The sequence below is a fragment of the Actinoplanes couchii genome (assembly GCF_016862075.1).
Taxonomy (GTDB): Bacteria; Actinomycetota; Actinomycetes; order Mycobacteriales; family Micromonosporaceae; genus Actinoplanes; species Actinoplanes couchii.
This window is the reverse complement of the sequence record NZ_BOMG01000104.1, coordinates 22,838-46,654: the sequence shown is the minus strand read 5'-3', so window position 1 is coordinate 46,654 and position 23,817 is coordinate 22,838. Positions and strand designations below refer to the sequence as shown.

The window sequence follows — 23,817 nt, the reverse complement described above, 5'->3', positions numbered from 1 at the left end:
GCTTCCCGGTCAGGCGGAGTAGGCGGGCGGGTAGGCGACCGGCTGGAAGAAGCGCCACACCTGCTGTTCCACCGGCGCCGCCGGGCTCGGGATCCGGGAAGTGTAGACCCGCCAGGTCGAGGCGGTGTACTTCACGTTGTGCGAGACGCTGAGGCCTTGGCCGCTCAAGCCGTTCTCGAACATGTAGCGGTTCGTCGCGCCACCACGGACGGTGTAGACGACCCATCCGTGCCCCTTCGCGCTGCTCGACCGGGCTGAGAAGGCGCCGAAGGTGTTCTGGTCGCCACCGGGAACCGGTGACGTGTTGCCGCTGACGTCGTAGGGGTAGCCGCTGTACTTACGCCAGCTCTCGATGGTGGTGTCACCGCTGCCGTCGAACCGCCACCACTGGCCGGGGACGTCCGCGTCACAGGTGGCCAGGTAGAGCTGATGGGTGCCCGCGCCACTCGGTGAGGTCTCCGAGTTCGTGCTCAGACACCACATCACACCGCCGTCGTAGCCCGAGGTCCCGTCGTAGTAGTCGTTGACGAGCATGTACCACCCGCCGACCGGGATGGCGTTCGCCGGAGAACCGGCGATCAGCGCAACCGCGGTGGCAACGGTGGTGAGAGCGAGCGTGACGAGAGCCGAAGCCAGTCGCCGCATGATGGAGCCTCCCCGTGACGTTTGCTTGATCGACTCATGTGATCACGGGCGCGGGTGGCCGGGCCGCCCCGTCGAGCCACCGGGGCGGGAACAGAAGGTGACGAACACTCGAACGTGGCCCGGCTCGCCGTTGGCCCGGGCCGGTTTCGTCTAGTCCAGGCGCTCGGCCATTCGTACCAGCGCGGTGAGGTCTTCCGGGGTCAGCCTGTCGATGAGGTGGCGCCGGACCGAGGCGACGTGGATCGGGGCGGCGCCCTCCAGGGCGAGCAGCCCCTGCGGGGTGAGGGTGAGCAGGCAACCCCGGCCGTCGGCGGGGTCGGGGGCCCTCGACAGGAGGCCGCGGGCTTCCATCCGGGTGGCGTGCCGGGACAGCCGGCTGCGGGACCAGCCCATCTTGTCGGCCTGCTCGCCGAGGGTGCTGGTGTTCGCGGGCCGCTCGGAGAGGGTGCTGAGCACCTCGTAGTCGGGCTCGGACAGTCCGGCGGTCGCCAGGTCGCGGGCCGTGCTGGTCTGAACGGCGACCATCACCCGCCGGTACGCCCGCCAGGCCCGGTCCTCGTCAGGGCTCAACCATTTCGTTGACATGGAATCAAACTAGCATCTAGCCTTCGTTTCCATGTCAACGAAAAAGGTCCGTGTGCTGGTCCTGACCTGCTCCACCCGGCCGGGAGCCCTCGGCCCGTCGGTGGCGCAGTGGTTCACCGACACCGTCGGCCCGGACACCGCGGAACTCGTGCCGGTCGCCCTCGCCGATCTGGACCTGCCGTTCCTGGACGAGGAGGAACACCCCTCGACGGGCGTCTACCGGCAGGAGCACACCCGGCGCTGGAGTGCGATGGTGGACGCCGCGGACGGGTTCGTGGTGGTCACGCCGGAGTACAACTACGGGATGCCGGCGGCGCTGAAGAACGCCCTCGACTACCTGAGCCGTGAGTGGGCGTGGAAACCGATCGGTTTTGTCAGCTACGGCCACACCTCGGCCGGCACCCGGGCGGTCCAGCACGCCAAACAGGTGGTGACGACGCTGCGGATGGTCCCGCTGGGCGCCACCGTCGCGATCCGCATCGGCACGCCCGCCGACCCTGCCCGGGACGCCGCCGCCGTCGGCCTGCTCGACGAACTGGTCCGCCTCGCCCACGCCCTGCGCCCGATGCGGCGGGAATCGTCGGCCGGGCCGCTGCCCGGCTCCCGCACGACACGGCTCACCGCCGACGACGCGGCCGACGTCACCGTGCTGCAGCGGTGCTGCTGGGTGGACGAGGCCCTCCAGAACGACACCCTGGACATCCCGGCCCTGCACGAGTCGGTGGACGAGGTCCGCGCATGGCTGCCGGACTGGACCACGACCGGCCTCTGGATCGGCGGCCGCCTCGTCGGCATGGTCCGCACCCGCCGCACCGGAACCGACTGGCACATCGGCCGCCTCGCCGTCACCCCCGACCTGCGCGGCCGGGGCGTGGGCCGCTGGCTGCTGCACACCGCCGAGTCCGCCGCCGACCCGGACTGCACCCGCATCCTGCTGTCCACCGGCGCGAAGAGCCACCGCAACATCGCCCTCTACCAGCGCGAAGGCTACGTCACCCGGACGCCACCCGGCTCCGGCGCCGTCCTACATCTGGCCAAGAGCATCCCGGCCGGTTCCGGCGCCTAGATTTCGTACCGGCCAGGCGGCAGATCGCGGCCATCCAGTCCTGTTCGATCGGCAGCGGGTCACCAGCCGTGTCCTGAGGATCGAAAATGCTGTAGCGACGTACCGTGACGCCGTTCCTGGCAACCAACCACGCGGTCCCGTTGTTGTACGCGCTGAACGAGAACGCGCGCACCTCGCCGCCATCCGCACTCAACCGCTCGACGGTCGCCCGGGCTTCATCAGCACGATCACCGAAGGCGTCGCACCACCGTCGCGGCATCCGGCGTCTTCTCGATATCGCGGCGGATCTCCCCACGCCGGTGGAAGTCACGTTCCACCGACAGCAGCGCCAGCAGCTCGGGCACTTCCCCTGTCATCCGCGCACCGTACGACACGTCGGAGCGCGCCCCGCCCCGACGTCATCTGTCTCGCCGCTGGTCCGGGGGACAGATAGGGCTGTGCCGGGGACAGATGGATCCGCACGGTGGGAGGTGGCGGTCGCCGGACCGCCGGTGACGATCGTCGAGAGGACACCATCGATGAACCGACGTAGGTTGCTGACCCTTCCGATGCTGGGAGCAGCCGCTGCCGGGGTGGGTGCGCTGAGTCTTCCCGGCGCGGCGCAGGCCGCACCGGTGAAGATTCCGCTGATCTGGCAGCGGCAGCAGCGCAACTACTGGTGTGGGCCGGCGGCCCTGCGGATCGCGATCTCCGCCTGGCACGACGACGCTTCCGATCTGCCCAGTCAGACCTCGCTCGCGTCGTACGTCGGCACCAACTCGGGCGGCACGAACCGCCACCAGATGTTGAGCGGCGCGAACCATTGGTTCGGTGCGGACACCTACGACCTCGAGGACGTCGAGTCCCGGGGCGGGTTGCGCAGTTCGGTCGCGTTGCGGGAGCAGTTCTGGCAGCGGATCACGAACGGTATCGGGGCCTGGGTGCCGCCGATCGTGAACGTGGTGGTGCCGGCGTACAGCCCGTACCGGCCCGACGACTGGAACAACTCGTCCGAGGTCGACCACTGGTTCGTGATCTACGGCTATGAGCCGGGGAACCGGATCGTCTACATCATCGACCCGGCTTCCGGCCTGCCCGAGTTCGATCCGGATCCCACGTACGGCATCCGATTCGATTATCTGTGCCAGCTGGTGAAGAAGGCGTACCTCCACTTCTAAGGGTGTCCCGGTCGTCGGGGTCATCGGGGGCGACCGGGACAACGGACGGCGGTCTTTCGGGGTCCGTTCAGCCGTGCAGGATCTGTTCGAGCCGTTTCTCGCCCTCGCGGGTCTGGTAGCCGGCCTTGAGCAGGTCCACCGTCCGCTGGGCGGCCTCGGCGGTGAACAACTTGCCGAGCTGCTGGTTCTCCAGCGCCAGGCCGTCCTCGTACGATCCGGTGAGGGCGGCGTCGACCGCGGCGCGCACCGCCTGGATGACCTCGGTGGGCAGGCCGGCGATGTGGCGGGCCAGGACGCTGACGAAGTCGTCGAGCTCGTCGGCGGGCGGTGCCCGGTTGACCAGCCCGTAACGTTCGGCCAGCTCGGCGTCGACAAGTGGGGCGCCCAGCAGCAGCTCCAGCGCGCGGGCGCGGCCGGTGAGCCGGGTCAGGTACTGGGTGCCGCCGCCTCCGGGAAGGATGCCGAGCAGCACCTCGGGCTGCGCCACCTGGGCCCGGCCGATCGCGGCGAAGCGCAGGTCGAGCGCCATCAGCAGCTCGTGGCCACCGCCGCGGGCGAAACCGGCGATCTTGCCGATGGTGATCTGGGGCAGGGCACGCAGCTTCTCGTGCAGGGCCTGCATCGGGTTCAGCGGGCCCTCGAATCCCTCGGCGAGAGCGGCGAAGGTCTCCGGGCGGTCGACGAAGTGGGCGTCGCCGTGTGCGATGAAGAATTCGGGGTCGGCGCTCTCGACCACGATCACCTTGACGGCCTCGTCGTCGCGTACACCGTCGGCAAAGGTGTTCAGGTCCGTGATCAGTGCGACGTCGAGCAGGTTGAGTGGCGGGTTGTCGATGGTGACGGTGGCGACGCCGGAGTCGACGGCGACACGGAGGGCTGTGAACTGCGGGTTTGTCATGCGGGCTACGCTAGATCCTGACATCCATGTCAGATTCAAGGACTTGTGGCGCAGCCCACCGGAGGAGGATCCCGTGCGGATCGGCGAGCTCAGCGAACGCACCGGAGTCAGCACGAGGTCGCTGCGCTACTACGAGCAGCAGGGGCTGCTGTCCAGTGAGCGCAGCTCCGGCGGGCACCGCAACTACACCGAGCACGAGGTCGACCGGGTCAACTACCTGCAGGGGCTCTACACCGCCGGCCTGAACAGTCAGGTCATCCTCGAAGTGCTGCCCTGCCTGGAGTCCCCCAGCGACGAGACCAGCGATGCCGCCTTCGGACGGCTGGTCGAGGTCCGCGACAAGCTCCGCACCGACATCGCCGGGCTGAACCGCACCCTGCGGTCCCTCGACGAGCTGATCACCTACAACCGCGCGCGCCGGAACGGCAGCCCGTCAACGCCCGGGCAGCCGTTGGAGGCGTAGCTGAGCAGCGGCACCCGCCCGGCGAGCCGTGGCCCGCCCTGCCGTGCGGGGCTCAGAGGGGGTGGCAGTCGGCGTCTTCGCCGGGGCGGGCGTCGTAGCAGCTGTACTGCAGGCCTTCGGCGGACTGGTCGAGCACACCGTCGGTGAAGTGGACCAGGGAGACCCAGCCCCATTCGCCGTTGTCGGCCCGGGTGTAGGCCCACCAGAAGTTGTGCAGGGACCGGTAGGTGTGGGGCTCGCCCGGTCGCTGGCCCAGGAACCAGGTGCGGCCGCCGTCGGCCAGTGCTCCGGCGGGGGCGGAGTTGGGGTCGGGGCGGCTCATCACCGGCACCTCGCCGGTGGTGAGGGTGCAGTACTGGCCGTTGAGCCGCTGGTCCGGGATCCATGCGGCGACGGCGCAGTCTCCCCCACCGCCCCCGGCGGCGTTGGTGGTGAGCCAGTCGCCGAGCAGGGCCAGGTGGTTGCTGCTGAGGTAGTCGACGCCGCCGTAGAGGGCGTCGGTCCAGAAGTGGGTGCGGTCGGTGCAGTCCCGCGGATCCCACACCCGTACATGATGGCCGGTGGTCTGGGCTTTGAAGACGTCGTCCCAGTGCTCCAGCTGGATCGGTTGCCCGCCGGGTGCCGTGCAGTTCGCGCCGGTGACGGGGTTCGGGAAGCTGATCACCGGGACCAGGTCCGCGTTGTGCTGGTCCCGGTCGACGGCGAAGGTTCCGTCGAGGAACGTGTAGGTGTCGGGCTGCCGCGCGAGCAGTCCGCGGACCGAGTCGTCGCCGGTGGTTCCGGTGGGCAGCCGGTCGTTGTTGTGGTCGCCGGTGAGGACCACCTGCACCGGGCCCCAGCGCCGTGCGGTCCCATCGACGTGCAAGAGCATCTTGCGGTACGGGATCAGCGCGTCCATGATCGCGCGGGCGACCACCAGCGGATTGTTCGGGTCGGTGGCCGCCGCGGCCGGGTCGGCCGGCAGGGCGCAGCCGGTCACGGCCGTCACGCAGGTGATCTCGACGAACAGCAGGACCGGCTGGTGGAATCCCGGGTACACCCGGCCGTCGTGGGTGTCCACCCGGGTCTTCAGGGCCTGGAGGTAGGTCGTGTCGAAGGGTTTCGCGGTGATCCGGTTGTCGCGCGGGTCCTTGCAGACGTCGCCGTCCATGTGGTGGCAGAGCAGCAGGGTGCCGTCGTGCAGGACGACGTCGGTGTCGAGGCCGGTGAACCCGTGGTCGAGCGCGTCGCGTACCGGCCGCGGGTTGAGGTAGTCGTCGCGGGCGTCCGCGTGGCCCAGGGGTGTCACCGAGCCCGCCGCGGCCGGCGGTGCCACCACCGGCGGCGGTGCTTCCCGGGTCACGCTGCGGAAACCCGCGACGGCCGCGAATCCGGCGAGCACCAGGACACCGACGGCGCCCACGATCAGAGCCTTGCGGCGTACGGGCCGGCGGGTGGTGAAGTAGGCGTCGATGACCACGGGTTCCGCCTGTGGGCGGGTGACCGGCACCAGGTCGCTCACGCGCTCGTCGGCGTCGCGGGCCGCGTCGAGCAGCACCGACACGTGGGCGGCCGCCACGGCGAGCCGGTCGGCGTCGGCGTCGTCGAGGGGCGTACCGGCGATGAGGTGGGCGGCGCGGGCGACCGCGAGGACCGGAACCGGATCGGTGACCCATCGTGGATCCCCGGCGAGGATCGCCGCGACGTCGTCCTTGTCCATGGACATGCCGGGAGCCAGCCGGTGGGCCCGGATCACCTCGGCGAGGTGCCGCAGGGAGGCGGGCCGACGGCGGCGGCGCGGCTCGGGGGTGCCGGGCGGCGGCCGGTAGACGCCGGTCTGCGCGGCCATCGTCACCAGGGCGTTCAGCCGGGAGGCCAGCAGTTGTGCCGCCTCGTGTACCTCGTCCCACCACGGCGGCGACGTCTTTTTCACCAGATCTCCGTTCGCGGCATCCCGATCCGGACCTTTCGGCCATGATGCCGCACCGATCGACGCTTGACCATCGATCAAGATCCGGCCGGTAGCTGCCGCAGCCGGCTGGGGCTGTCACATGGTCAGCCAGCGCCAGTCGGGTTGGTGCCACTCGATCCGCCGTTCGCGGGCGGCTTCGGCGGCTTTCCGGCTCGCGGCCGATCCGATGCTCAGGGCGATCATCGAGGCGCCGAGCATGCGGATGGCATGCCGGCGCGTCAACTGGCGCCGGATCGCTGTCCTCATCGTCCACTCTCCGAAACACTCGGAACCCACTGTCACCATTCGCACTTTATATACCAGTTCAGACCATCAGATGCCGCCGTCGGACCGGCTGCCGCCAGAGATTAAGTTGATCAATGGCGGGGTAGTGGCTCGCCCTACTCTTATTTGGAAGGCCACCCGCCCTCGTGAAGACGCGCTCGTCCCGGTTCCTCGGTGTGTCCATGACACTTGTTCTGGCCGCCGCTTCGGCCACCCTGGCCCCCTCCCCCGCGCTTGCCGGCGACCCCTTGTGGACCACCCCGCGCCTGCTGGGAACCCCGATCGTCTACGTCGAGGAACACGTCGGCGCCCGGTTCGACTCCGCGCTGCGTTCGTCGATCTCGTTCGTCGACAGGTACACTGGCTCGGACATGCGCCTGGGGCGATGCCGGACCGGATCCCGCTGCATCCGGGTGATCCGCAGCAATGCCACCCATGGGTACGGCGCGTGGACCAGCTGGACCCCCGGGCGCAAGACCACCGTGATCCGCCTCTCGGCGACGCTCGCCCGCAAGAACTGGCACACCCGGCGGTCGATCATCGACCACGAGCTCGGCCACGCCAACGGGGCGCGGCACAACTCCCGGTGCACCTCGCGGATGTGGCCCGACTACCGATGCCGCAACAAACAACTGCCGGCCCGCACCTTCACGAAATCCGAGCGGGCGATGCTGGCCAAGTGGTGACCCGACCGCCCGGCGGGCGGGCCTGCCATGATCGCCGGTATGGGCTACGACCTGCACATCACCCGGGCGTTGTTCTGGTTCGACAGTGAGCGGTACCCGATCCTGGATGCCGAGATCGATGCGCTGGTACGCGACGAGCCCGAACTGACGATCCCGGCCGGCGCACCGCGCCGGCCGGACTTCTGCCACCTCACGTGGGACGGTGCCACCTCGGGCGACGATGCCGGGCTGAAGTTCGACCGCGGCCTACTACAAACCAAGAACCCGGGATCAGAGCTGGTCCGCCGGATGACGAAGTGGGTGCGCTCGCCGGCACACTGGCCGCCAAGACTCTCGACGACGACGATCAGCCGTCCTGGCCCGGCAACGGAGGCCGGGCGGAGGGCTCAGATGGCCGGGAGTTCGCCGCCGTCGATGTTCAGGCTGGTGCCGGTGATCCACTGGGCCCGGTCCGACACGAGGAAGGCGACGGCCTCGGCGATGTCCCGCGGGTCACCGGGGCGGCCCAGCGGGATGCCTGCCGTGGTCGCGGCGAGCTCGACACCCATCGCGTCGGCGAAGTTCTGGCGGATCGCGTCGGCGCCGGGGGTCAGCACGTTGCCGGGCATGATCGTGGTGACGCGGATCCCGGCCGGTGCCAGCTCGGCGGCGAGTGCCTTGCCGTAGGTGTTGAGCGCGGCCTTGGCGGCGGCGTAATGGGCCAGCGGCGGGCCGGGCAGGATCGCCGCTCCGGACGAGATGTTGACGATCGCGCTGCCCGCTCCGGCCTCGCGCAGCGCCGGCAGCAGCGCGTTGTTGACCCGTACGGCGGACAGGTAGTTGAGGTGCAGGGCGTCGAGCCATTCCTCGTCGGGGATGGTGGCGATGCCGCCGAGGTGGGTGCGGGCCGCGGCGGCGTTGTTCACGATGATGTCGACCCCGCCGAGTTCGCGCAGCGCCGCCCCAGTGAACGCCTGAACGCCGCCGAGGGTGCTGATGTCGCCCGGGATGAAGGTGGCGCCCTTGGGGGTCTCGCCGGTGGCGGTGCGGGCCGTGGTGACGACGCTCGCGCCGCCGTCGAGCAGCCGCTGCACGATGGCCGCGCCGATGCCGCGGGAGCCGCCGGTGACGATCGCGCGCTTGCCGGCGAACTCGGTGATGTCTGCGGGAACCAGGGTTTTGAACATTCGTTCAGAATAGGCATAATTTTGAACGTACGTCCAGAACCTTTTTGAACCAGTGTTCAGAACGGCGTAGGGTGGGGTCATGGGGCGTCCACGAAAGTTCGATGAGCACGACGTGCTGGTCGCCGTGCGCCGGCAGTTCAACGAGACCGGCTACCACGGCACCTCGGTCGAGGACCTCTCCCGCGTGACAGGGCTCAGCAAGGGCAGCCTCTACAGCGCGTTCGGTGACAAGGACACGCTGTTCCGGCGCGTCTTCGAGGAGTACTGCGACGGCTCCGACCAGGGCGCCGCCGCTCGGGTCGACGGCCCGGAGGATCAGGCGCTCGACCGCCTCCGCGCCTGGCTCACCACTCCGGAGGGTTGGTCCGACCGGCGGGGCTGCCTGCTGGCGAAGACCACCGCCGAACTGGCGTGGCAGGACGACGCCATCGCGGCCCGATCGCTCGCGGCCTACGAAACGCTGCTGGAGAGCTGCCGCCTCCTCGTCGAGCAGGCCCAACGCGCCGGGCACATCGATCCGGCCGCCGACCCGGCGGCGCTCGGCGGGCTCGTCCTCGCCACCCATCGCGGACTCGAAGCGCTCCTCAAGTCAGGAGTGGACACGAAGACCTTGAACCGCATCGCCGATGCGGCGATCGACGGCATCGCGCTCCAGCCCGGGCACACCGGCGCGTAATACGCCGGTCGCCGGCTGTTGCGCTCGTTCATGGAGGCCGGCGAAGCGAATGCGGCCGCGCGCGGCCTCTACGAGTCGATGGGCGCGGGTCTGGCCACGCAGGGCCCGACCGTGAACTACTGGTTCGCTCTGCCGCCGGCTGCCTCCGGGCCTGGTGACGCTCCCCGCAAAAAGCGGTGAGCGAGCGGCGCGGGCCCGGGGTACACCGGCCGGTCATCCGTACTCAATGGATATGATCTCGGTCTTTGCGTGGGTCCTCCGGAGGAGAACGTGACATCGTCACCCATGAGGCTCAACCAACGCTATCGGCTGGTGGAGGTCATCGGCGAAGGTGGGATGGGGCGGGTCTGGGCCGCACACGACGAGCTGCTCGGTCGTGAGGTGGCGATCAAGGAGATGTTCACGCCGCGGGGCCTGGGCTCGGCCGAGCGGGACGAGCTGCGCCATCGGGTGATCCGGGAGGCTCAGGCGATCACCCGGGTCGAGCATCCGAACGTGGTCCGGGTCATCGACGTCCTGCACGAGCGGGACCAGCCGTGGATCGTGATGGAGCTGATCAAGGCCCGGTCGCTGTTCGAGGTGGTCCGCGCGGACGGGCCGATGGCGCCACGGCAGGCCGCCACGATCGGGCTGACCGTGCTCGCCGCGCTGCGGGCCGCGCACGGGGCCGGGCTGCTGCACCGCGACGTCAAACCGGCCAACATCCTGCTGGCCGACGACGGGCGTGTGGTGCTGACCGACTTCGGGCTGGCGGTCATGTCCGGCGACGCTTCGGTGACCACGACCGGGGTGGTGCTCGGCTCGCCGTCCTACATGGCGCCGGAACGTGCGCTCGACCTGCCGTTCGGGCCGCCGTCGGACCTCTGGTCGCTCGGGGCGACGCTGTACGCGGCGGTCGAGGGCCGTCCGCCGTACTCGAAATCGTCGCAGGCCGCGACGCTTGCCGCGCTGGCCGGCACCGAACCGCCGAGTCCCCCGGCCCGGGCCGGGCAGTTGCGGCCGGTCCTCGAAGCGCTCCTGCAGAAGGATCCGGCACACCGGGCCGACGCGGCGACGGCCGAGCGGATGCTCCGTGCGGTGGCGGCCGGGCAAAACCCCGCCCCGATGGCAGAGGCGCCGAGTGCCGGCGGACGGCGGCGGCCACTGGTGATCGGGGCGGCGGTGACCGCCGTACTGGCGCTGGGCTCGGTCGCCTATGGCGTGTCGGCCCGAGACCGGACCGAAAAGGAGGCCCTGCCACCGGCCGACGTGCCCGTGGCGTCGATCTCCGCGGAGGCGTCGTCGTCTCCGCATCCCGCCAGTGCAATGCCCTCGTCCAAGGCCGCCGCACCCGCTGAGGCCCGAAGTCACGCACGGGTGACGCCGTCACGTTCGGTCCCCGCGAAAGCCTCGGCGCAGGCCGCGCCGCCGGTGACGACGATCGCTGACAACGGCTGGTACCGGGTGGTCAACAAGAAGAGCGGCATGTGCCTGGACATCCGCGGCGCGAGCAGCGCCGACCGGGCGCCGGTCCAACAGTTCACCTGCAACTTCAGCGAGGCACAGAGCTTCCTGTTCACCGAGACCGACGGCGGTTTCCTGCGGATCGCCACCCAGCTCGACACCGGCAAACACCTGGACGTCAAGGACCAGTCACCGGCCGACAAGGCGCTGATCCAGATCTGGCCCTACAACGGCCGGCAGCAGTGGAAGGCGGTGTCCGAGGGCAACGGATACTTCCATTTCGTCAGCAAGTTCAGCGGCAAGTGCATCGACGTCCCCGAGGGTGGCACCGGCAAGGCGGTCCAGCTGTGGCAGTTCAGCTGCAACGGCTCCGCCGCCCAGAGCTTCCGCCTGGTGGCCTGAGCGGCACGAACCGGCCCTGGTCGCGGGAGGGTCGCTGCCGCCCGCGCCGGCGGCATGTTTCATCGTGATCCTCCGCTAGTCTCACGGCATCTCGAGCAGAGGAGCGTTCCATGGGCAAAGTGGTCATGTACGCCTCGGTGTCGGTGGACGGTTTCGTCGCGGACGAGAACGACCGACCCGGACCGTTGTTCGACTGGCTGACCAGCGGTGACGTCCCGCTGGACGACAGCGGCGTGGTGAAGGTGTCGCAGAAGTCCTACGACTACATCCGCCCGTACTGGGACGAGATCGGGGTGACGGTCGCCGGCCGGCACGTCTTCGACATGACGGACGGCTGGGACGGAACGCCGCCGAGCGGCATCGATCACGTGGTCGTCGTGACGCACCGGCCGCCGCCCGACGGCTGGGATGCCGCAGCCCCGTTTCACTTCGTCGACGGCATTGTGGCAGCCATGGCCAAGGCGCAGGAGCTCGCGGGTGATCGCACGGTCGAGGTTGCCGCCGGCGACGTCGGTGGCCAGGTGCTTGCCGCGGGCTTGGTCGATGAGGTGCGGATGGACGTCGTGCCCGTCGTGCTGGGCGCCGGCAAACGCTACTTCGGGTCAGTTCACGCGCAGGTCCTGCTGGAAGATCCCGATGTGGTCATTCAGGGCGACCGGGTACTCCACCTGCGGCATCGGGTGCGTCGCTGACCGATCCGGGCGTTTCAGAGCCAGTCGTGTTCCCGGGCGTAGCGGGCCGCCTCGTGGCGGGTGGTGGTCTGGGTCTTCTGCATGGCACTGGAGAGGTAGTTGCGGACCGTGCCCTGGGCCAGGTGCAGGCGGGCCGCGATGTCGACTGCCGAATAGCCCTCGCCGGTCGCCCGCAGCACGTCCAGTTCGCGGTCGGTCAGCGGGCAGTCGTCGATCACGGCCAGTGCGGACACGTCCGGGTCGATCCAGCGGCGGCCGGTGTGCAGGGTGGCGATGACCGTCGCGATGTGGGACGGGTCGGCGGATTTGGAGACGAAACCCTGCACCCCCAACTTCAAGGCCTTGCGCAGTACGCCGGGACGGGCGTGCCTGGTCAGCATCAGGATCGTCTGGCCGGGGCGGGTCCGGCGGATCTCGGCGACCGCTTCCAGGCCGTCCACGCCGGGCATCTCCAGGTCGATCACCAGCACGTCCGGCTCGTGCCGCACGGTCGCCGCGACGGCTGACGCCCCGTCGGCGGCCTCGGCCAGCACGGTGATGTCGCCCTCCAGGGGGAGCAGGGCGGCGAGGGCCTTGCGCAGCAGCGCCTCGTCGTCGGCCAGCACCACGCTCGTCATCGCGCACCCGCTCGGGGAAACGAGGGGAACGAGGCGGCCGTGGTGAACGACTCCCCTGCTGTCGTCACGGTCAGTTCTCCCCCATCGGTCACGATCCGTTGCCGTAATGCGGACAGGCCCCGCAGCTGCGGGGGTCCGCCCACCGCGCCGTCGTTGACGATCGTGATGCCCGACGCGGTCAGGTCGATGCGCACCTCGGTGGCCTGGGCGTGCCGCAGGATGTTGGTCGTCGTCTCGCGCAGCACCTGGCCGAGCATCTCGCTCACCCGCTCGTCGGTCTCCGGCACGCGGGTGACCCGGACCCGGATCCCGGCGGCCTCGAACAGGTTCTTGGCGTTCTCCAGCTCGGCCGACAGATTGAGCCTTCGTTGGGCGTACGCCAACTCCTTGGTCTGTCTGATCGTGTCACTGACCAGCGCGTGGATCTCGCTCAGCTCCTCCTCGGCCCGCCCCGGGTCGGTGTGCACCAGCTTGCGGGCGAGCGCCGTCTTCAGTTTGACCACGTGCAGGGTGTGGCCCTGGATGTCGTGCAGGTCGCCGGCGAACCGCACCCGCTCGCGGATGACGGCGAGTTCGGCCTCCCGTTCCCGGGACAGTTCGAGTTCCTGCACCACGTCGTAGAACCGCTCGCCCACGAACGACAGCACCACGACCAGCACGGTGACCGCGGTCGGGTACAGCAGGTAGCCGCGCAGGGCGGCGCTGTCGGTCAGCAGCCGGGCGGCTCCGAACGCGGCGACGTACCCGATCAGGGCGACCGCGGCCACCGCCCGGTACCGGGGCAGGCGCGGAATCGCCATCGACGCCGCGCTGGTCAGGCCCCAGTACGAGTTCGGGGCGCCGATGACGAGCGCGCCGACCGGCCACACCGCGGCGGCGACCAGGACACACGGCACCGCGACCCGGCCGATGTCGTTGGCGGTCCACCGTTCGAACGCGACGAGCGCCGCGATCACCCCGGGCGTCAGCACCACCACGTGCCACCAGGTCCGCGAGTCGACCGCCACCACCACGAACGCGGCCAGCAGCAGCGGCGGCATCGCGCTGTACAGGTTGAGCCGCCGAAGCCGCCCCTGGGTGGCCTCGGTGATCCGCAACGCTCCCGCTCTCACCGGTCCAGTATTTCCGGTCGATCACGAGGCCAGTAGTGACACCACGTCATGTGTCGACGTGACACGGCGACACTGACGTCACATAGGGCTGAGTTGATGTCATCGAGTCATGTCCACATCGCCAGTCATCGAAGTCGAACGTCTCAACCTCAAGTACGGTGACTTCCACGCCGTCCGGGACCTGTCGTTCCAGGTGCGGGCCGGGGAACTGTACGCCCTGCTCGGCACGAACGGCGCCGGCAAGACCTCGACCCTGGAGACCGTCGAGGGGCACCGGACGCCGACGTCGGGCGCGGTGCGGGTGTTCGGGCACAGCCCCCGCGACCGGGCGGCGGTGCGGCCCCGGATGGGGATCATGCTGCAGGAGAGCGGCTTCTCCCCCGATCTGACGGTCCGCGAGTCGGTGGCGCTGATCGGCCGGCTGACCCGGCGCGACGACGACGTGGCCCGGGTGCTCGGCGTGGTCGGCCTGACCGGCAAGGCGAAGACTGTGGTCGGGCAGCTGTCCGGCGGGGAGAAACGGCGCCTGGACTTCGCGACCGCCGTGTACGGCGCCCCGGAACTGATCTTCCTGGACGAGCCGACCACCGGCCTGGACATCCAGTCCCGCGACGACCTGTGGCAGGCGGTGGACCGGCTGCGGGAGGACGGGTCGACGGTCGTGCTGACCACCCACTACCTGGAGGAGGCGCAGCAGCGTGCCGACCGGATCGGGCTGATGCACCAGGGCGTGTTCCACCGGGAGGGCACGGTCGCCGAACTGACCCGCACGCTGCCGGCCGTCATCACGTTCACGCTGCCGGGCGCCGCGCCGGCACTGCCGCTGCCGGGTGTGGCCGGGGCCGGCGGCGTGGTGCGGATCGAGACGTTCCAGCTGCAGAAGGACCTGCACCTGCTGCTGGCGTGGGCCCAGGATCACGCCGTGGAGCTCAGTGACCTGTCGGCCGGCGCCACCCGCCTGGACGACGTCTTCCGCGCCATCGAATCCTGAGAGAGGCAGTCATGCTCACCATCGCCCGTTCCGAGCTGGTCCAGATCTTCCGGAACCGCCTCGTGCTGGTCACCAGCTTCGTCATGCCGATCGCGGTCAGTGCGTTCTTCGTCTACCGGCACGAGATCTTCGCGCAGCTCGGCAGCCTCGGCTACATCGCCGCGGTCGTGCTGTTCACCGTCGGCGCGTTCGGTCTCTACACGTCGACCGTGACGACCCTCGCCTCGCGACGGCAGAACCTGTTCCTCAAACGGCTGCGGTCGACGGCCGTGTCCGACGCCGGGATCCTGGCGGGGCTGGTTGCTCCGGCGACCGTGCTGTCCCTCGTACAGGTGAGCGGGATCTTGATCGTTTTCGGTCTGGTCGCGGGGCGGCCGGACAATGTGGGACTGCTGATCCTGGCCGTCCTCGCCACCATGGCCATGATGATCGGCCTCGCGCTGGCGACCGCCGGGGTCACCAACTCGCCGGAGCACGCCCAGGTGACCACGCTGCCGGTCAGCCTCGGCGTGATCGCGGTGGCGAGCTGGGTCGGCATCACCGGCACGGAAAACCTGGAACTGGTGAAACGGCTGCTCCCGGGCGGTGCCGCCACCGAACTGATGCTCAACGCGTGGAACGGCGGGGTCGCCCTGTCCGACTCGCTGATCCTGCTCGCGCCCACCCTCGCCTGGGTCGTCGTCGCCGTCACGTTCGCCGTCCGCATGTTCCGCTGGGAGCCCCGCCGATGATGCTGCACGCACTGCTGTCGATGTCCCTGCTGCTCGGGCCGGCCCCGGCCACACCCGCGCTGCAGTGGGGTGACTGTCCAGAAAACGCCACCGCGCCCGGCGTCGAATGTGCCACCCTCGACGTCCCGCTGGACTACGGCGATCCCGGCGGCGAGACGATCGAGATCGCGATCTCCCGGATGAAGAGCACCGACACGACCAAGCGTCACGGTGTGTTGCTGACCAACTCGGGCGGACCGGGCGGGCCCGGGCTGGCGTTCCCCGCCTACCTGCGCACCCTCGGCATGTCACAAAGCATCCTCGACACGTACGACGTGATCGGCATGGATCCTCGCGGGGTCGACCACAGCAGCCCGGTGACCTGCGATCTCCCGAGCGACGAGTTCTTCTCCAACATTCCGCCGTACGCCCGGAACCAGGCCGACGTCACCACCGACGCGGCGCGGGCCCGCACCATCGCCGAGAAATGCGCCCAGTCGCCGACCGCCCGGCTGATCCCGCACATCTCCACCGCGAACACCGCCCGTGACCTCGACCGGGTCCGGCAGGCCCTCGGCGAACGCACGGCGTCGTACTTCGCCCCGTCCTACGGCACCTACCTGGGTTCGGTGTGGGCGACGATGTTCCCGCACACCACCGACCGGGTGATGCTGGACAGCGCGACCGGGCCCGGCGGCTGGGACGCCACGTTCTCCCGGCTCTTCGGCCGCGGCGTCGAGGAGCGCTTCCCCGACTTCGCGAAATGGGTGGCGGCCCACCCGTCCTACGGCCTGGGATCAACCCCGGCTGCGGTACGGGCCAAGTATCTCGAGATCGCCGCCAAGCTCGACGCCACGCCCCGCCCCGAGGGCATCGACGGCCGGCTGTTCCGGCAGATCACCTTCGCCGACCTGTACTACGACCGGGAGTTCCCGGCCCTCGCCACCAAATGGCAGATCCTGGACACCGGCGCGCCGTTGCCCGCACCCAGCGACCCGGGGTTGCCTTCTACGGACAACTATCTGGCCAGTCAGATGCACGTGATCTGCAACGACTCGGACTGGCCGTCCTCGGTGGGGCACTACCGCCGGGCCGTGGAGCAGGACCGCAAGCGCTGGCCGTTGTTCGGTGCGGCCGGGGCGAACATCACGCCGTGCGCGTTCTGGCCCACGTCGGCCGTTCCGGTGACCATCACCGACCATGGCCCGTCGAACATCCTGATCCTGCACAACCTGCGTGACCCGGCCACCCCGCTGGCCGGAGCGGTGCAGCTCCGTAAGGCTTTCGGTGACCGGGCCCGCCTGGTCACCGCCGACCAGGGCGGGCACCTGGCCTACCTGGAACTGAAGAACCGGTGCGCCGACACCATCACCGAGACGTTCCTGACCACCGGAAAACGGCCGGCCCACGACGTCCGCTGCTGATCATGACCTGACTCGTTCTGACAGGAGGCGGCCTTCACTGAGGCCGCCTCCTGTCAGGAAAACCGTGCCGCCAGCGTCTCGGCCCGTTGCAGCTGGCCGGCCCGAGCCTGCTTGCGGGCATACCACCGCACCGGAGCCGCCGCGGTCAACGTGATCGTGTCCTCGGCCAGCGTCCCCTCGGGCGCGGGAGAGACATCGGTGACGATCCGCACCCCCACTCCCCCTCGGGTGCCGACCTCCATCACGAACCGCGTGCCGTCCCGCTCGCCCCGGACCCGGACCCGCAGCCGGCCGTCGAAGTGGAAACCGAGGACCGGCAGGCGCTCGATCGCGGTGTAGGCGGTGAAGCCGTCCTCCTCCCGGATGTCCCGGACGGCGACGACGAACCCGTTGAGCCCGACGTAACTCTGCGGCTCCAGAAGGTGTGAGACGACCACACCCGGCGACGCCGGGACGGTGAAACTGTGCCGCAGAACCTCGCTCTTCATGTCGGCATACTCCCTATGAGTGGTGACGCCAAGAACAATTGATGAAGGCGAGACTCCAAGAAGGACACCGGATCCTCCTTGCCCGGAGCCTCGCCCAGGAAACAGTCGGTGATCAGCCGATAAGACAGGAGACTCTGACGCGTCGGGCCCATTCTCCCGCGAGGTACCCGGCCTCGCCCTGGTAGGCGCGAGACATCACCACGAGCAGTTCATATTGGGCCGAGGGGTTGTCGGGGTAAGGCCGCACGCCATTGTTGAGGCTGTACACCCAGTTGCTGGAGTAGAACATGACATCGTTGCAGGTCTCAGCCGCCATCTGGCTCTGCGCGGACACCGGCGCCGCCGCCGACGCCGGCGCGGACGTCAGCAGGCCTCCGGCAACGATGGCGACCGCGATGACACCGGTGGCGATTCTGCTTTTCCTCATCTTCTCCCTTTCCCGGATCGGTGAGTGACGTGCTCGCTCCATTCGAAGCCATTCAGCAGCGTCATTGCGGGAACCATAGTGATCTCCAGGCCTCGCAACCTCCCCCACGCGCGGGATGCGGCCGCGCAGCCGACGGTCACCGCCACCGACCGGGTGACACCGAACAGCGCGACCGGCCCCGGCGGCTGGAACGCCGCGTTCTCCCGGCTCTTCGGTCGCGGCGAACCGGTGTCCTCGGCCGGCCGGCTGGGGTGGTCGGCGGGCCGGGATGCTTGATCAAACGCCTTGACTGCCGTGTCGCCATTCCCGGCCACCAGGCAGGGCTGGTCCGCGATCGGCGTGGCCCGCCTGCGCTCCGCGAGCCCCACCTTCGTTTCGGGTCGAGGGGTAGCGGCGACACCTGCTTCGCCCTCTGGGTATCGCCCGAACTCCAGAGGTTCAGAGCCGGTAGAGGGCGAAAGGGGCGTCCGGGTGTATGCCGGTCCGGCCCTCGATGAGTCCGTCACGCCGGATCGTGCCGGTAAGCCGCATCCCGAGCCGCTCCATCACCGTCCGTGAGGCACGGTTGTGTACCTCGGTGAACGCCACGATCGGCAGGTCGGGCCGGTGGGTAGCCGCCCAGGCGAGCGCTGCCCGGCCGAGCTCCGTCGCATAGCCGCGGCTCGTGCGGGCATCGCGTACCGCCCAGCCGAGCTCGAGCACCGTCTCGCCGGCCAGGTCGAAGCGGGTGAAGCCACCGCGCCCCACGAGCGACCCGTCCGACCGGGCGTGCGCCATCCACTTACCCACCCCGTCCGCCGTCCACCGGGCGACCATGGTCGCGGTCCATTCCTTCACCGCCTCGCGGGTCCAGGGCCCGGTCCAATACGCGACCACCGGGTCGCTGTACAGCAGGGCGAGGTCGTCGACATCGTTGTGCTCGACCGGTGACAGGACGAGGCGCCGTGTCAGGACAGGATCGGTCGGCGCCCGGACCGGCCACTGCGCACCCATCGACTCAGTAAACAGTCGGAGCAGCTTCAAGACCAGCCGACCGAACGCAGGACGACAAGGGCTGAACCGGGGTGCCGGGGTGACGCGACATCACGGAGTTCGGCGTGTGGGAGGGCGCCACACCGGCGATCGGCGCCCTCCCGCGAGCCACAGGTTCAGTCGGCGGTCACCGGTAGTGACCAGACATCGGCGATGGAGGGGTCGTAGTTCCGTCCGTCCGGGTCCTCCTGGAACCGGACCCGCACTGTTGCATTCGTGGTCAAGTCCGGGCGGTCCACCAGGATCTGGTAACCCACGACACCCTCCCCGGCGGTGGTGCGCTGATGGGAGCGCGAGTGGACCGGGACGCCGTCGATCAGGATGTCGTAGTCCTTGGTCTGCGGCTGGTTGTAGGTCTCGACGGCCCGGAGCACGAACGGGCGGCCGGGTGTGATCGCCAGGTCGAACTCGAAGTGGGCGCCGGCTACGCCCTGCTGGGTGTAACGCCGGGTCAGGCCGGCCTCGGTGTTGGTGCCCGAGCTGGCCGAGGCCGTCAGGTGGTGGGCCTGCTCCGAGGTGCTGTCGCCCAGATCGACGTGGTCGGCGGCTCCGGTGGGCGGCACCGGGAGGACGACCCGTACCTCGGTGGTGGCCTGCTGTGCCGGGTCGGTGCCGGTGGCGGCCGTCAGGGTCGCGGGGCCCTCGGTGACGGTCAACGGCACGGCCACCGGCACTTCCACCGTCTGTTGCTGACCGGCGGCCAGCTGGTAGCGCTGGCCCGGGACGGCGGGCCATCCGGCCGGGGTGGTGATGGTGAGGTCGCCTCGCGCCGGGATCGTCGAGCGGTTGTGCAGCGTCACGCTGACGGTGGTGGTGCCGCCCGGTTCCACCGTGCCCGGCCCGGTGGTGACCTTGATCTGTACCGGTGGTGCGATGGTGAGCGCGGCGCTGATCGGCAGCGTGGCGGTACCGGTGGTCCGCCGGTAGCTGACGGTGCCGGGCAGGGTTGCGGTGCCGGGCGGCTGGCCGGCGCCGATGCGTACGTCGTAGCGGGCGGTAACCGTGCCGCCGGGCCGGACCGATGTGGCCGGCGGCGGTCCGGCCGGTGTCACGGTCCATCCCGTGGGAGCGGGCAGAGCGATGCGGACCTCGGTCAGGGGTGTGGTGCCCTTGTTCTGCAGGGTCGCCTCGATGCGGACGACGTCGCCGGGCAACGGATTCCCTGCCGGTACGGTCACCGACGCGACCGCTCCCACCAGGGCGGCCGACACCCGGGACAGCCGGGTGCGGACGTCGGTCAGCACGGCTCGCAGGTCGGCGGCGGTCTGCGCGGTGATCCGGCCGTGCGCGAGTTCGGCGGCGATCCAGCGATCGACGCCGGCAGCCGTCCCCAGGGCGAGGTGCACGGTACCGGCGGTGGTGGCCGCGGGAACCGAGTGGTAGCCACGGTCCGCGGCGTCGACCGTACCGGCAAGGGTCCTGGAAAGGGGTGTGGCGGCCAGGCCGGCCAGTTTCGTGGCGGAGACGCGGGCCTCGCCGACGTCGCCGCGCACGGTGTCGACGGCGAAGCGGTAGGTGCCCGCGCCGACGGTGAACACCGCGTCGGGCCCGGCCATCCGGACGAACCGGACACCATCGGCCTGGGCCGCGGGTTTACCGCCTTCGGTCACCGACCAGCGGCTGGCGGCCGGGATCTGGACGGTGGCCGTGGTGTTGCCGGGGACGGTGACGCTCAGCGACATCTGCCCGGCCCGGTCCAGTGTCCAGTCGCTGACGATCCGGCCGTACCGGGAGCGGTAGGCGGCCCGGGCCGCGGTGAGGCCGCCGCCGGGGCGCGGTGCGATGGTGACGTGCCGGTATCCGGGCGCCGTGTCGTCCGGGCGGATGCCGCCGATGGTGCGGTACATCCAGTCGCCGACCGCGCCGTAGGCGTAGTGGTTGAAGGAGTTCATGCCGACGTCGCCGAAGGTGCCGTCGGGTTTGATGGAGTCCCAGCGTTCCCAGATCGTGGTGGCACCGCGGGCGATCTCGTAACCCCAGGAGGGGTAGTCCCGGTTCTGCAGCAGCCGGTAGGCGATGTCCAGGTTGCCGGTGTCGGTGAGGGCGGGCAGCAGGTCGGGGGTGCCGAGGAAACCGGTGGACAGGTGGTGGCCGCGGGCCGCGACCCGCTCCGCGAGGCGTCTGCCGACGGCGTCGCGCCGGTCGGTGGGCACCAGGTTCATGCTCAGGGCCAGGACGTAGCCGGTCTGGCTGTCGCCCCGGATGCGGTTGTCGGCGGTGAGGTAGGTGGCGGCGAACGCCGCGGTGACGGCGTCGGCGCGGGCGCGGTACTTCCCGGCGTCGGCGGTGCGGCCCAGCGCGGTTGCCATCTCGGCGAAGAGCCTGGTGCTGTACGCCGCGTACGCGGTTCCGACGACACCGGCCGGGGTGGGGTCGTCCAGGTTGAGCCAGTCCAGGTACGGTCCGGCGTTCGGGCGCAGCGGGCCGTCGCTGGTGGCCTGCAGGTAGTCGACGTACCGGCGCATCGAGTCGTAGTGGTCGGCCAGAACCCGGGTGTCGCCGTAGCGTTTCCACAGCGTGTACGGCACGGTGATCCCGGCGTCGGCCCAGCCGGCGGCCCCGTCACCGCAGCAGCTGCGGGGTGCGACGTCGGGGTAGGCGCCGTTGGCGGACTGTGCGTCGCGCAGGTCTGCCAGCCATTTGGTGAGGAAGCTGAGCGAGTCCATGTTGTAAGTGGCGGTCTCGGCGAAGACGTTGATGTCGCCGGTCCAGCCGAGGCGTTCGTCGCGGGCCGGGGTGTCGGTCGGGACGGACAGGAAGTTGCCGCGCTGGCCCCAGACGATGTTGCTCTGCAGTTGGTTGATCATCGGGTCGGAGGTGGTCAGTTCGCCGGTGACCGGCGCCGCCGTCCCGGTGACCCGTCCGGTCACCGCGGACAGTGCCGGGGTACCGGGGTATCCGGTGAGTTCGACGTAGCGGAAGCCGTGGAAGGTGAACCGGGGTTCGTACACCTCGGCGCCCGTACCGGCGAGGGTGTAGTTGTCGGTGGCCTGGGCGGTGCGCAGGTTGGCGGTGTAGACGGTGCCGTCGGGGTTGAGGACCTCGGCGTGCCGGATCCGGACCGTCCGGCCGGCGTCGCCGGTGACCTTGAGCCGGACCGTGCCGACCATGTTCTGGCCGAGGTCGAAGACCCATACTCCGGGCCGGGGCTGGGTGACGGTCTTCGCGGGCAGTTCCCCGGTGACCTTCACCGGCGGGTCGATCTGGGCGACCAGGCGGGCCGTCGGATCGTCGGCGGTGGTGTCGCGGACGGTGGCGGCGGTCCAGGCGGTGTCGTCGAAGGCGGAGCGGCGCCAGCCCGGCGGGTCCAGGCGGGCGTCGTAGGTCTCACCGTGGACGTTGTCGCCGCGCAGCACCGGCCCGGTGGCGGTCCGCCAGGTGCCGTCGCTGCCGATCGTCTGCGACGTGCCGTCGGCGTAGTCGATGTGCAGCTGGGCGAGCAGTTCCGGGCGTTCGCCGTAGAGTTTGTCGCCGAGCCAGGCGATGGATCCGGAGTACCAGCCGTCGCCGAGCATCGCGCCGAGGGTGTTGTCGCCGGTGACGAGTTGCCCGGTGACGTCGAAGGTCTGGTACTGGATGCGTTCGGCGTAGTCGGTCCAGCCCGGGGCCAGCTGGTGGTCGCCGACGCGGGCGCCGTTGAGGGAGAGTTCGTAGACCCCGAGCGCGGTGGCGTAGATCCGGGCGCGGCTGATCTTCCGGTCGATGTGGAACTCGCGGCGCAGCAGTGGTTTTCCGGCCGGGTCCGCCAGCAGTGCCTGTGTCGAGCCGGAGACGGCCAGGCCCTGTGCGGTGGGCGTACCCGCGGTGAACGGGTTTGATCCGGCGGTCAGGTCGGCGTCGATCTCGACCTTGCCGCCGACAGTGAGTCTCACCGCGTGGAAGACCGCCGACTCGGCGTCGGAGGTCCGCAGACCGATGGTCCCGCTGGTGCGCCTGCTGTCGGTGGTGGTGTCGACCAGGGTGCCGTCCACGTAGGTCCGGATGGTGCTGCCCGCGGTTTCGATACGCAAATCGTGTGGTTTGTGGAAGTCGGCCGGGGCAACGACGCCGTCGATGGGCACCTGTTTCAGCAGCTGCCAGGTGCCGCCGGTGCGTACGTGCGGGCGCAGGACCGGGGCGTTGCCGAAGTCGGCGAGCTGCCACATGTAGGCGTCGTTGACGCCCTTCGCGCGGAAGAAGACACCCGCCGCGTCCCGGACGACGCTCAGGCGCAGATCCAGGGTGAAGTCCGACCAGGAGGCGCTGGGGCTCTCCCGGCCGATCCACTTCGCCCGCCAGTCGCCGGGGCGCAGCAGTCCGGTCTCCCACCAGGACGGTGTGCTCCAGGCCGAGCCGCGTCCGGCGGTGTCCCAGATCCGGACCTGCCAGTGGTAGCGGGTGGCGGAGGTGAGCGCGGGGCCGCCGTAGGCGACCTGGGTGGAGTCGGCGCCGGCCGTCCGGCCGCTGTCCCAGACGTCGGCCTTGCCGGCCGACAGTTTCGCGGCGGTGGAGGCCACCCGGATCTGGTACGCGGCTTGCAGGACGCCGCGTCGTGGTGAGTCGATCAGCCAGCCGAGGCGGGGTGCGGGGGTGTCGATGCCGAGCGCGCCGGGGAGGCCTTCGACGGCGAGGCCGGTCGCGGTCGGCGCCGGGCCGGACGCGATGGCCGGTTCAGCGGTGAGGGTGGTGGCTGCCAGTGTGCTCACGAGGCACATCAGGACGGCGAGCAGACGGTGCGATCCAGTTTCCCGGTTCATTTTTCGCCCTTCCGATCAAGTCGTGGTGACTGAACGGCCGCGAGTCGGGTACGCCGAGGTCGCGGCGCGGGGGACGCGCCGAGCAGAGAAGCCTTGGTGAAACGTTTCAGCAACGTGGTAACCCGATAGTACGGAAACTGTCACGAAGGCGCAATCATCGATGCCTATGAGTGCCCGCCTCCCCTC

At 69.9% G+C, this 23,817-nt stretch carries 24 protein-coding genes; 11 read left to right on the top strand and 13 right to left on the bottom strand.

Annotated elements, in window-relative coordinates; genetic code table 11:
- Positions 1–9: 9 nt before the first annotated feature.
- Positions 10–645, bottom strand: a complete 636-nt coding sequence (locus tag Aco03nite_RS42225; protein WP_203806810.1) for a hypothetical protein — start codon at positions 643–645, stop codon at positions 10–12.
- Positions 646–795: 150 nt separating this feature from the next.
- The gene (locus tag Aco03nite_RS42220) at positions 796–1,230 is read right to left on the bottom strand and encodes a MarR family winged helix-turn-helix transcriptional regulator (RefSeq protein ID WP_203806808.1); all 435 of its coding nucleotides are present in this window, start codon (positions 1,228–1,230) and stop codon (positions 796–798) included.
- Between the two features lie 31 nt (positions 1,231–1,261).
- Here Aco03nite_RS42220 and Aco03nite_RS42215 point away from each other — a divergent pair, with 31 nt between their 5' ends.
- The gene (locus tag Aco03nite_RS42215; RefSeq protein WP_203806806.1) at positions 1,262–2,296 is read left to right on the top strand and encodes a bifunctional NAD(P)H-dependent oxidoreductase/GNAT family N-acetyltransferase; all 1,035 of its coding nucleotides are present in this window, start codon (positions 1,262–1,264) and stop codon (positions 2,294–2,296) included.
- 227 nt (positions 2,297–2,523) lie between these two features.
- On the opposite strand, the gene Aco03nite_RS54390 is transcribed toward Aco03nite_RS42215, so the two are convergent.
- Complete coding sequence (locus Aco03nite_RS54390) at positions 2,524–2,652, bottom strand: hypothetical protein (RefSeq protein WP_275415960.1); 129 nt, start codon at positions 2,650–2,652, stop codon at positions 2,524–2,526.
- Between the two features lie 162 nt (positions 2,653–2,814).
- On the opposite strand from Aco03nite_RS54390, the gene Aco03nite_RS42210 reads away from it, so the two are divergent.
- Positions 2,815–3,453 carry a C39 family peptidase gene (locus Aco03nite_RS42210; RefSeq protein WP_203806804.1) on the top strand — a complete coding sequence of 213 codons (639 nt, stop codon included), beginning with the start codon at positions 2,815–2,817 and terminating at the stop codon, positions 3,451–3,453.
- A 67-nt stretch (positions 3,454–3,520) separates the two neighbouring features.
- Here the strand turns inward: Aco03nite_RS42210 and Aco03nite_RS42205 are convergent, their stop codons facing one another.
- The gene (locus Aco03nite_RS42205) at positions 3,521–4,351 is read right to left on the bottom strand and encodes an enoyl-CoA hydratase/isomerase family protein (protein ID WP_203806802.1); all 831 of its coding nucleotides are present in this window, start codon (positions 4,349–4,351) and stop codon (positions 3,521–3,523) included.
- Between the two features lie 73 nt (positions 4,352–4,424).
- Between Aco03nite_RS42205 and Aco03nite_RS42200 the strand changes: the two genes are divergently transcribed.
- Positions 4,425–4,814, top strand: a complete 390-nt coding sequence (locus Aco03nite_RS42200; RefSeq protein ID WP_203806800.1) for a MerR family transcriptional regulator — start codon at positions 4,425–4,427, stop codon at positions 4,812–4,814.
- Positions 4,815–4,866: 52 nt separating this feature from the next.
- On the opposite strand, the gene Aco03nite_RS42195 is transcribed toward Aco03nite_RS42200, so the two are convergent.
- Positions 4,867–6,726 (bottom strand): PI-PLC domain-containing protein, encoded by a 1,860-nt coding sequence (locus tag Aco03nite_RS42195; protein WP_203806798.1) that lies wholly within the window; start codon positions 6,724–6,726, stop codon positions 4,867–4,869.
- Between the two features lie 114 nt (positions 6,727–6,840).
- Positions 6,841–7,011, bottom strand: a complete 171-nt coding sequence (locus tag Aco03nite_RS42190) for a hypothetical protein (protein ID WP_203806796.1) — start codon at positions 7,009–7,011, stop codon at positions 6,841–6,843.
- A gap of 200 nt (positions 7,012–7,211) precedes the next feature.
- Between Aco03nite_RS42190 and Aco03nite_RS42185 the strand changes: the two genes are divergently transcribed.
- Entirely contained in the window at positions 7,212–7,715 is a 504-nt protein-coding gene (locus Aco03nite_RS42185) for a zinc metalloprotease (protein ID WP_203806794.1), read from the top strand.
- 386 nt (positions 7,716–8,101) lie between these two features.
- Here Aco03nite_RS42185 and Aco03nite_RS42180 read toward each other — a convergent pair whose 3' ends face one another.
- Positions 8,102–8,881 carry an SDR family oxidoreductase gene (locus tag Aco03nite_RS42180; protein ID WP_203806792.1) on the bottom strand — a complete coding sequence of 260 codons (780 nt, stop codon included), beginning with the start codon at positions 8,879–8,881 and terminating at the stop codon, positions 8,102–8,104.
- Between the two features lie 79 nt (positions 8,882–8,960).
- On the opposite strand from Aco03nite_RS42180, the gene Aco03nite_RS42175 reads away from it, so the two are divergent.
- The 3 genes from Aco03nite_RS42175 to Aco03nite_RS42165 all read left to right on the top strand — a co-directional run bounded on the left by Aco03nite_RS42175 (position 8,961) and on the right by Aco03nite_RS42165 (position 12,094).
- Positions 8,961–9,557: a TetR/AcrR family transcriptional regulator gene (locus Aco03nite_RS42175; protein ID WP_203806790.1), complete on the top strand. Its 597-nt coding sequence runs from the start codon at positions 8,961–8,963 to the stop codon at positions 9,555–9,557.
- A 285-nt stretch (positions 9,558–9,842) separates the two neighbouring features.
- Complete coding sequence (locus Aco03nite_RS42170; RefSeq protein ID WP_239145892.1) at positions 9,843–11,402, top strand: serine/threonine protein kinase; 1,560 nt, start codon at positions 9,843–9,845, stop codon at positions 11,400–11,402.
- Between the two features lie 110 nt (positions 11,403–11,512).
- A complete protein-coding gene (locus tag Aco03nite_RS42165) occupies positions 11,513–12,094 on the top strand; it encodes a dihydrofolate reductase family protein (RefSeq protein WP_203806786.1) in 582 nt (193 codons plus the stop codon).
- A 14-nt stretch (positions 12,095–12,108) separates the two neighbouring features.
- Here Aco03nite_RS42165 and Aco03nite_RS42160 read toward each other — a convergent pair whose 3' ends face one another.
- The gene (locus Aco03nite_RS42160) at positions 12,109–12,711 is read right to left on the bottom strand and encodes a response regulator transcription factor (protein ID WP_203806784.1); all 603 of its coding nucleotides are present in this window, start codon (positions 12,709–12,711) and stop codon (positions 12,109–12,111) included.
- On the bottom strand, positions 12,708–13,823 hold the full coding sequence (locus tag Aco03nite_RS42155; protein ID WP_203806782.1) for a sensor histidine kinase: 1,116 nt from the start codon (positions 13,821–13,823) through the stop codon (positions 12,708–12,710). Before Aco03nite_RS42155 ends, Aco03nite_RS42160 begins: the two co-directional genes overlap by 4 nt.
- A 109-nt stretch (positions 13,824–13,932) precedes the next feature.
- Here Aco03nite_RS42155 and Aco03nite_RS42150 point away from each other — a divergent pair, with 109 nt between their 5' ends.
- From Aco03nite_RS42150 to Aco03nite_RS42140, 3 genes are read left to right on the top strand one after another with little or no spacing between them, the layout of a single operon-like run.
- Positions 13,933–14,814, top strand: coding sequence for an ABC transporter ATP-binding protein (locus tag Aco03nite_RS42150; RefSeq protein ID WP_203806780.1), 882 nt, complete (start codon positions 13,933–13,935; stop codon positions 14,812–14,814).
- A gap of 11 nt (positions 14,815–14,825) precedes the next feature.
- A complete protein-coding gene (locus Aco03nite_RS42145; RefSeq protein ID WP_203806778.1) occupies positions 14,826–15,545 on the top strand; it encodes an ABC transporter permease in 720 nt (239 codons plus the stop codon).
- Positions 15,542–16,948, top strand: coding sequence for an alpha/beta hydrolase (locus Aco03nite_RS42140; RefSeq protein WP_239145891.1), 1,407 nt, complete (start codon positions 15,542–15,544; stop codon positions 16,946–16,948). The genes Aco03nite_RS42145 and Aco03nite_RS42140 overlap by 4 nt, the downstream gene beginning before the upstream one ends.
- A gap of 53 nt (positions 16,949–17,001) precedes the next feature.
- Here the strand turns inward: Aco03nite_RS42140 and Aco03nite_RS42135 are convergent, their stop codons facing one another.
- Both Aco03nite_RS42135 and Aco03nite_RS42130 read right to left on the bottom strand, forming a co-directional pair.
- Positions 17,002–17,436, bottom strand: a complete 435-nt coding sequence (locus tag Aco03nite_RS42135) for a hypothetical protein (RefSeq protein WP_203806776.1) — start codon at positions 17,434–17,436, stop codon at positions 17,002–17,004.
- Between the two features lie 112 nt (positions 17,437–17,548).
- Positions 17,549–17,863, bottom strand: a complete 315-nt coding sequence (locus Aco03nite_RS42130; protein WP_203806774.1) for a hypothetical protein — start codon at positions 17,861–17,863, stop codon at positions 17,549–17,551.
- A gap of 78 nt (positions 17,864–17,941) precedes the next feature.
- Between Aco03nite_RS42130 and Aco03nite_RS42125 the strand changes: the two genes are divergently transcribed.
- Positions 17,942–18,139 carry a hypothetical protein gene (locus Aco03nite_RS42125; RefSeq protein ID WP_203806772.1) on the top strand — a complete coding sequence of 66 codons (198 nt, stop codon included), beginning with the start codon at positions 17,942–17,944 and terminating at the stop codon, positions 18,137–18,139.
- A gap of 162 nt (positions 18,140–18,301) precedes the next feature.
- On the opposite strand, the gene Aco03nite_RS42120 is transcribed toward Aco03nite_RS42125, so the two are convergent.
- Both Aco03nite_RS42120 and Aco03nite_RS42115 read right to left on the bottom strand, forming a co-directional pair.
- On the bottom strand, positions 18,302–18,856 hold the full coding sequence (locus Aco03nite_RS42120) for a GNAT family N-acetyltransferase (protein ID WP_203806770.1): 555 nt from the start codon (positions 18,854–18,856) through the stop codon (positions 18,302–18,304).
- 155 nt (positions 18,857–19,011) lie between these two features.
- A complete protein-coding gene (locus tag Aco03nite_RS42115; RefSeq protein WP_203806768.1) occupies positions 19,012–23,580 on the bottom strand; it encodes a family 78 glycoside hydrolase catalytic domain in 4,569 nt (1,522 codons plus the stop codon).
- Positions 23,581–23,817 lie beyond the last annotated feature (237 nt).

Excerpts from the sequence above, each read along its gene's own strand:
- Aco03nite_RS42225 (WP_203806810.1), bottom strand. The coding sequence starts at position 645 with ATGCGGCGACTGGCTTCGGCTCTCGTCACGCTCGCTCTCACCACCGTT.
- Aco03nite_RS42220 (WP_203806808.1), bottom strand. The coding sequence starts at position 1,230 with ATGTCAACGAAATGGTTGAGCCCTGACGAGGACCGGGCCTGGCGGGCG.
- Aco03nite_RS42215 (WP_203806806.1), top strand. The coding sequence starts at position 1,262 with ATGTCAACGAAAAAGGTCCGTGTGCTGGTCCTGACCTGCTCCACCCGG.
- Aco03nite_RS54390 (WP_275415960.1), bottom strand. The coding sequence starts at position 2,652 with ATGACAGGGGAAGTGCCCGAGCTGCTGGCGCTGCTGTCGGTGGAACGT.
- Aco03nite_RS42210 (WP_203806804.1), top strand. The coding sequence starts at position 2,815 with ATGAACCGACGTAGGTTGCTGACCCTTCCGATGCTGGGAGCAGCCGCT.
- Aco03nite_RS42205 (WP_203806802.1), bottom strand. The coding sequence starts at position 4,351 with ATGACAAACCCGCAGTTCACAGCCCTCCGTGTCGCCGTCGACTCCGGC.
- Aco03nite_RS42190 (WP_203806796.1), bottom strand. The coding sequence starts at position 7,011 with ATGAGGACAGCGATCCGGCGCCAGTTGACGCGCCGGCATGCCATCCGC.
- Aco03nite_RS42185 (WP_203806794.1), top strand. The coding sequence starts at position 7,212 with ATGACACTTGTTCTGGCCGCCGCTTCGGCCACCCTGGCCCCCTCCCCC.
- Aco03nite_RS42180 (WP_203806792.1), bottom strand. The coding sequence starts at position 8,881 with ATGTTCAAAACCCTGGTTCCCGCAGACATCACCGAGTTCGCCGGCAAG.
- Aco03nite_RS42175 (WP_203806790.1), top strand. The coding sequence starts at position 8,961 with ATGGGGCGTCCACGAAAGTTCGATGAGCACGACGTGCTGGTCGCCGTG.
- Aco03nite_RS42170 (WP_239145892.1), top strand. The coding sequence starts at position 9,843 with ATGAGGCTCAACCAACGCTATCGGCTGGTGGAGGTCATCGGCGAAGGT.
- Aco03nite_RS42165 (WP_203806786.1), top strand. The coding sequence starts at position 11,513 with ATGGGCAAAGTGGTCATGTACGCCTCGGTGTCGGTGGACGGTTTCGTC.
- Aco03nite_RS42160 (WP_203806784.1), bottom strand. The coding sequence starts at position 12,711 with ATGACGAGCGTGGTGCTGGCCGACGACGAGGCGCTGCTGCGCAAGGCC.
- Aco03nite_RS42150 (WP_203806780.1), top strand. The coding sequence starts at position 13,933 with ATGTCCACATCGCCAGTCATCGAAGTCGAACGTCTCAACCTCAAGTAC.
- Aco03nite_RS42145 (WP_203806778.1), top strand. The coding sequence starts at position 14,826 with ATGCTCACCATCGCCCGTTCCGAGCTGGTCCAGATCTTCCGGAACCGC.
- Aco03nite_RS42140 (WP_239145891.1), top strand. The coding sequence starts at position 15,542 with ATGATGCTGCACGCACTGCTGTCGATGTCCCTGCTGCTCGGGCCGGCC.
- Aco03nite_RS42135 (WP_203806776.1), bottom strand. The coding sequence starts at position 17,436 with ATGAAGAGCGAGGTTCTGCGGCACAGTTTCACCGTCCCGGCGTCGCCG.
- Aco03nite_RS42130 (WP_203806774.1), bottom strand. The coding sequence starts at position 17,863 with ATGAGGAAAAGCAGAATCGCCACCGGTGTCATCGCGGTCGCCATCGTT.
- Aco03nite_RS42120 (WP_203806770.1), bottom strand. The coding sequence starts at position 18,856 with ATGGGTGCGCAGTGGCCGGTCCGGGCGCCGACCGATCCTGTCCTGACA.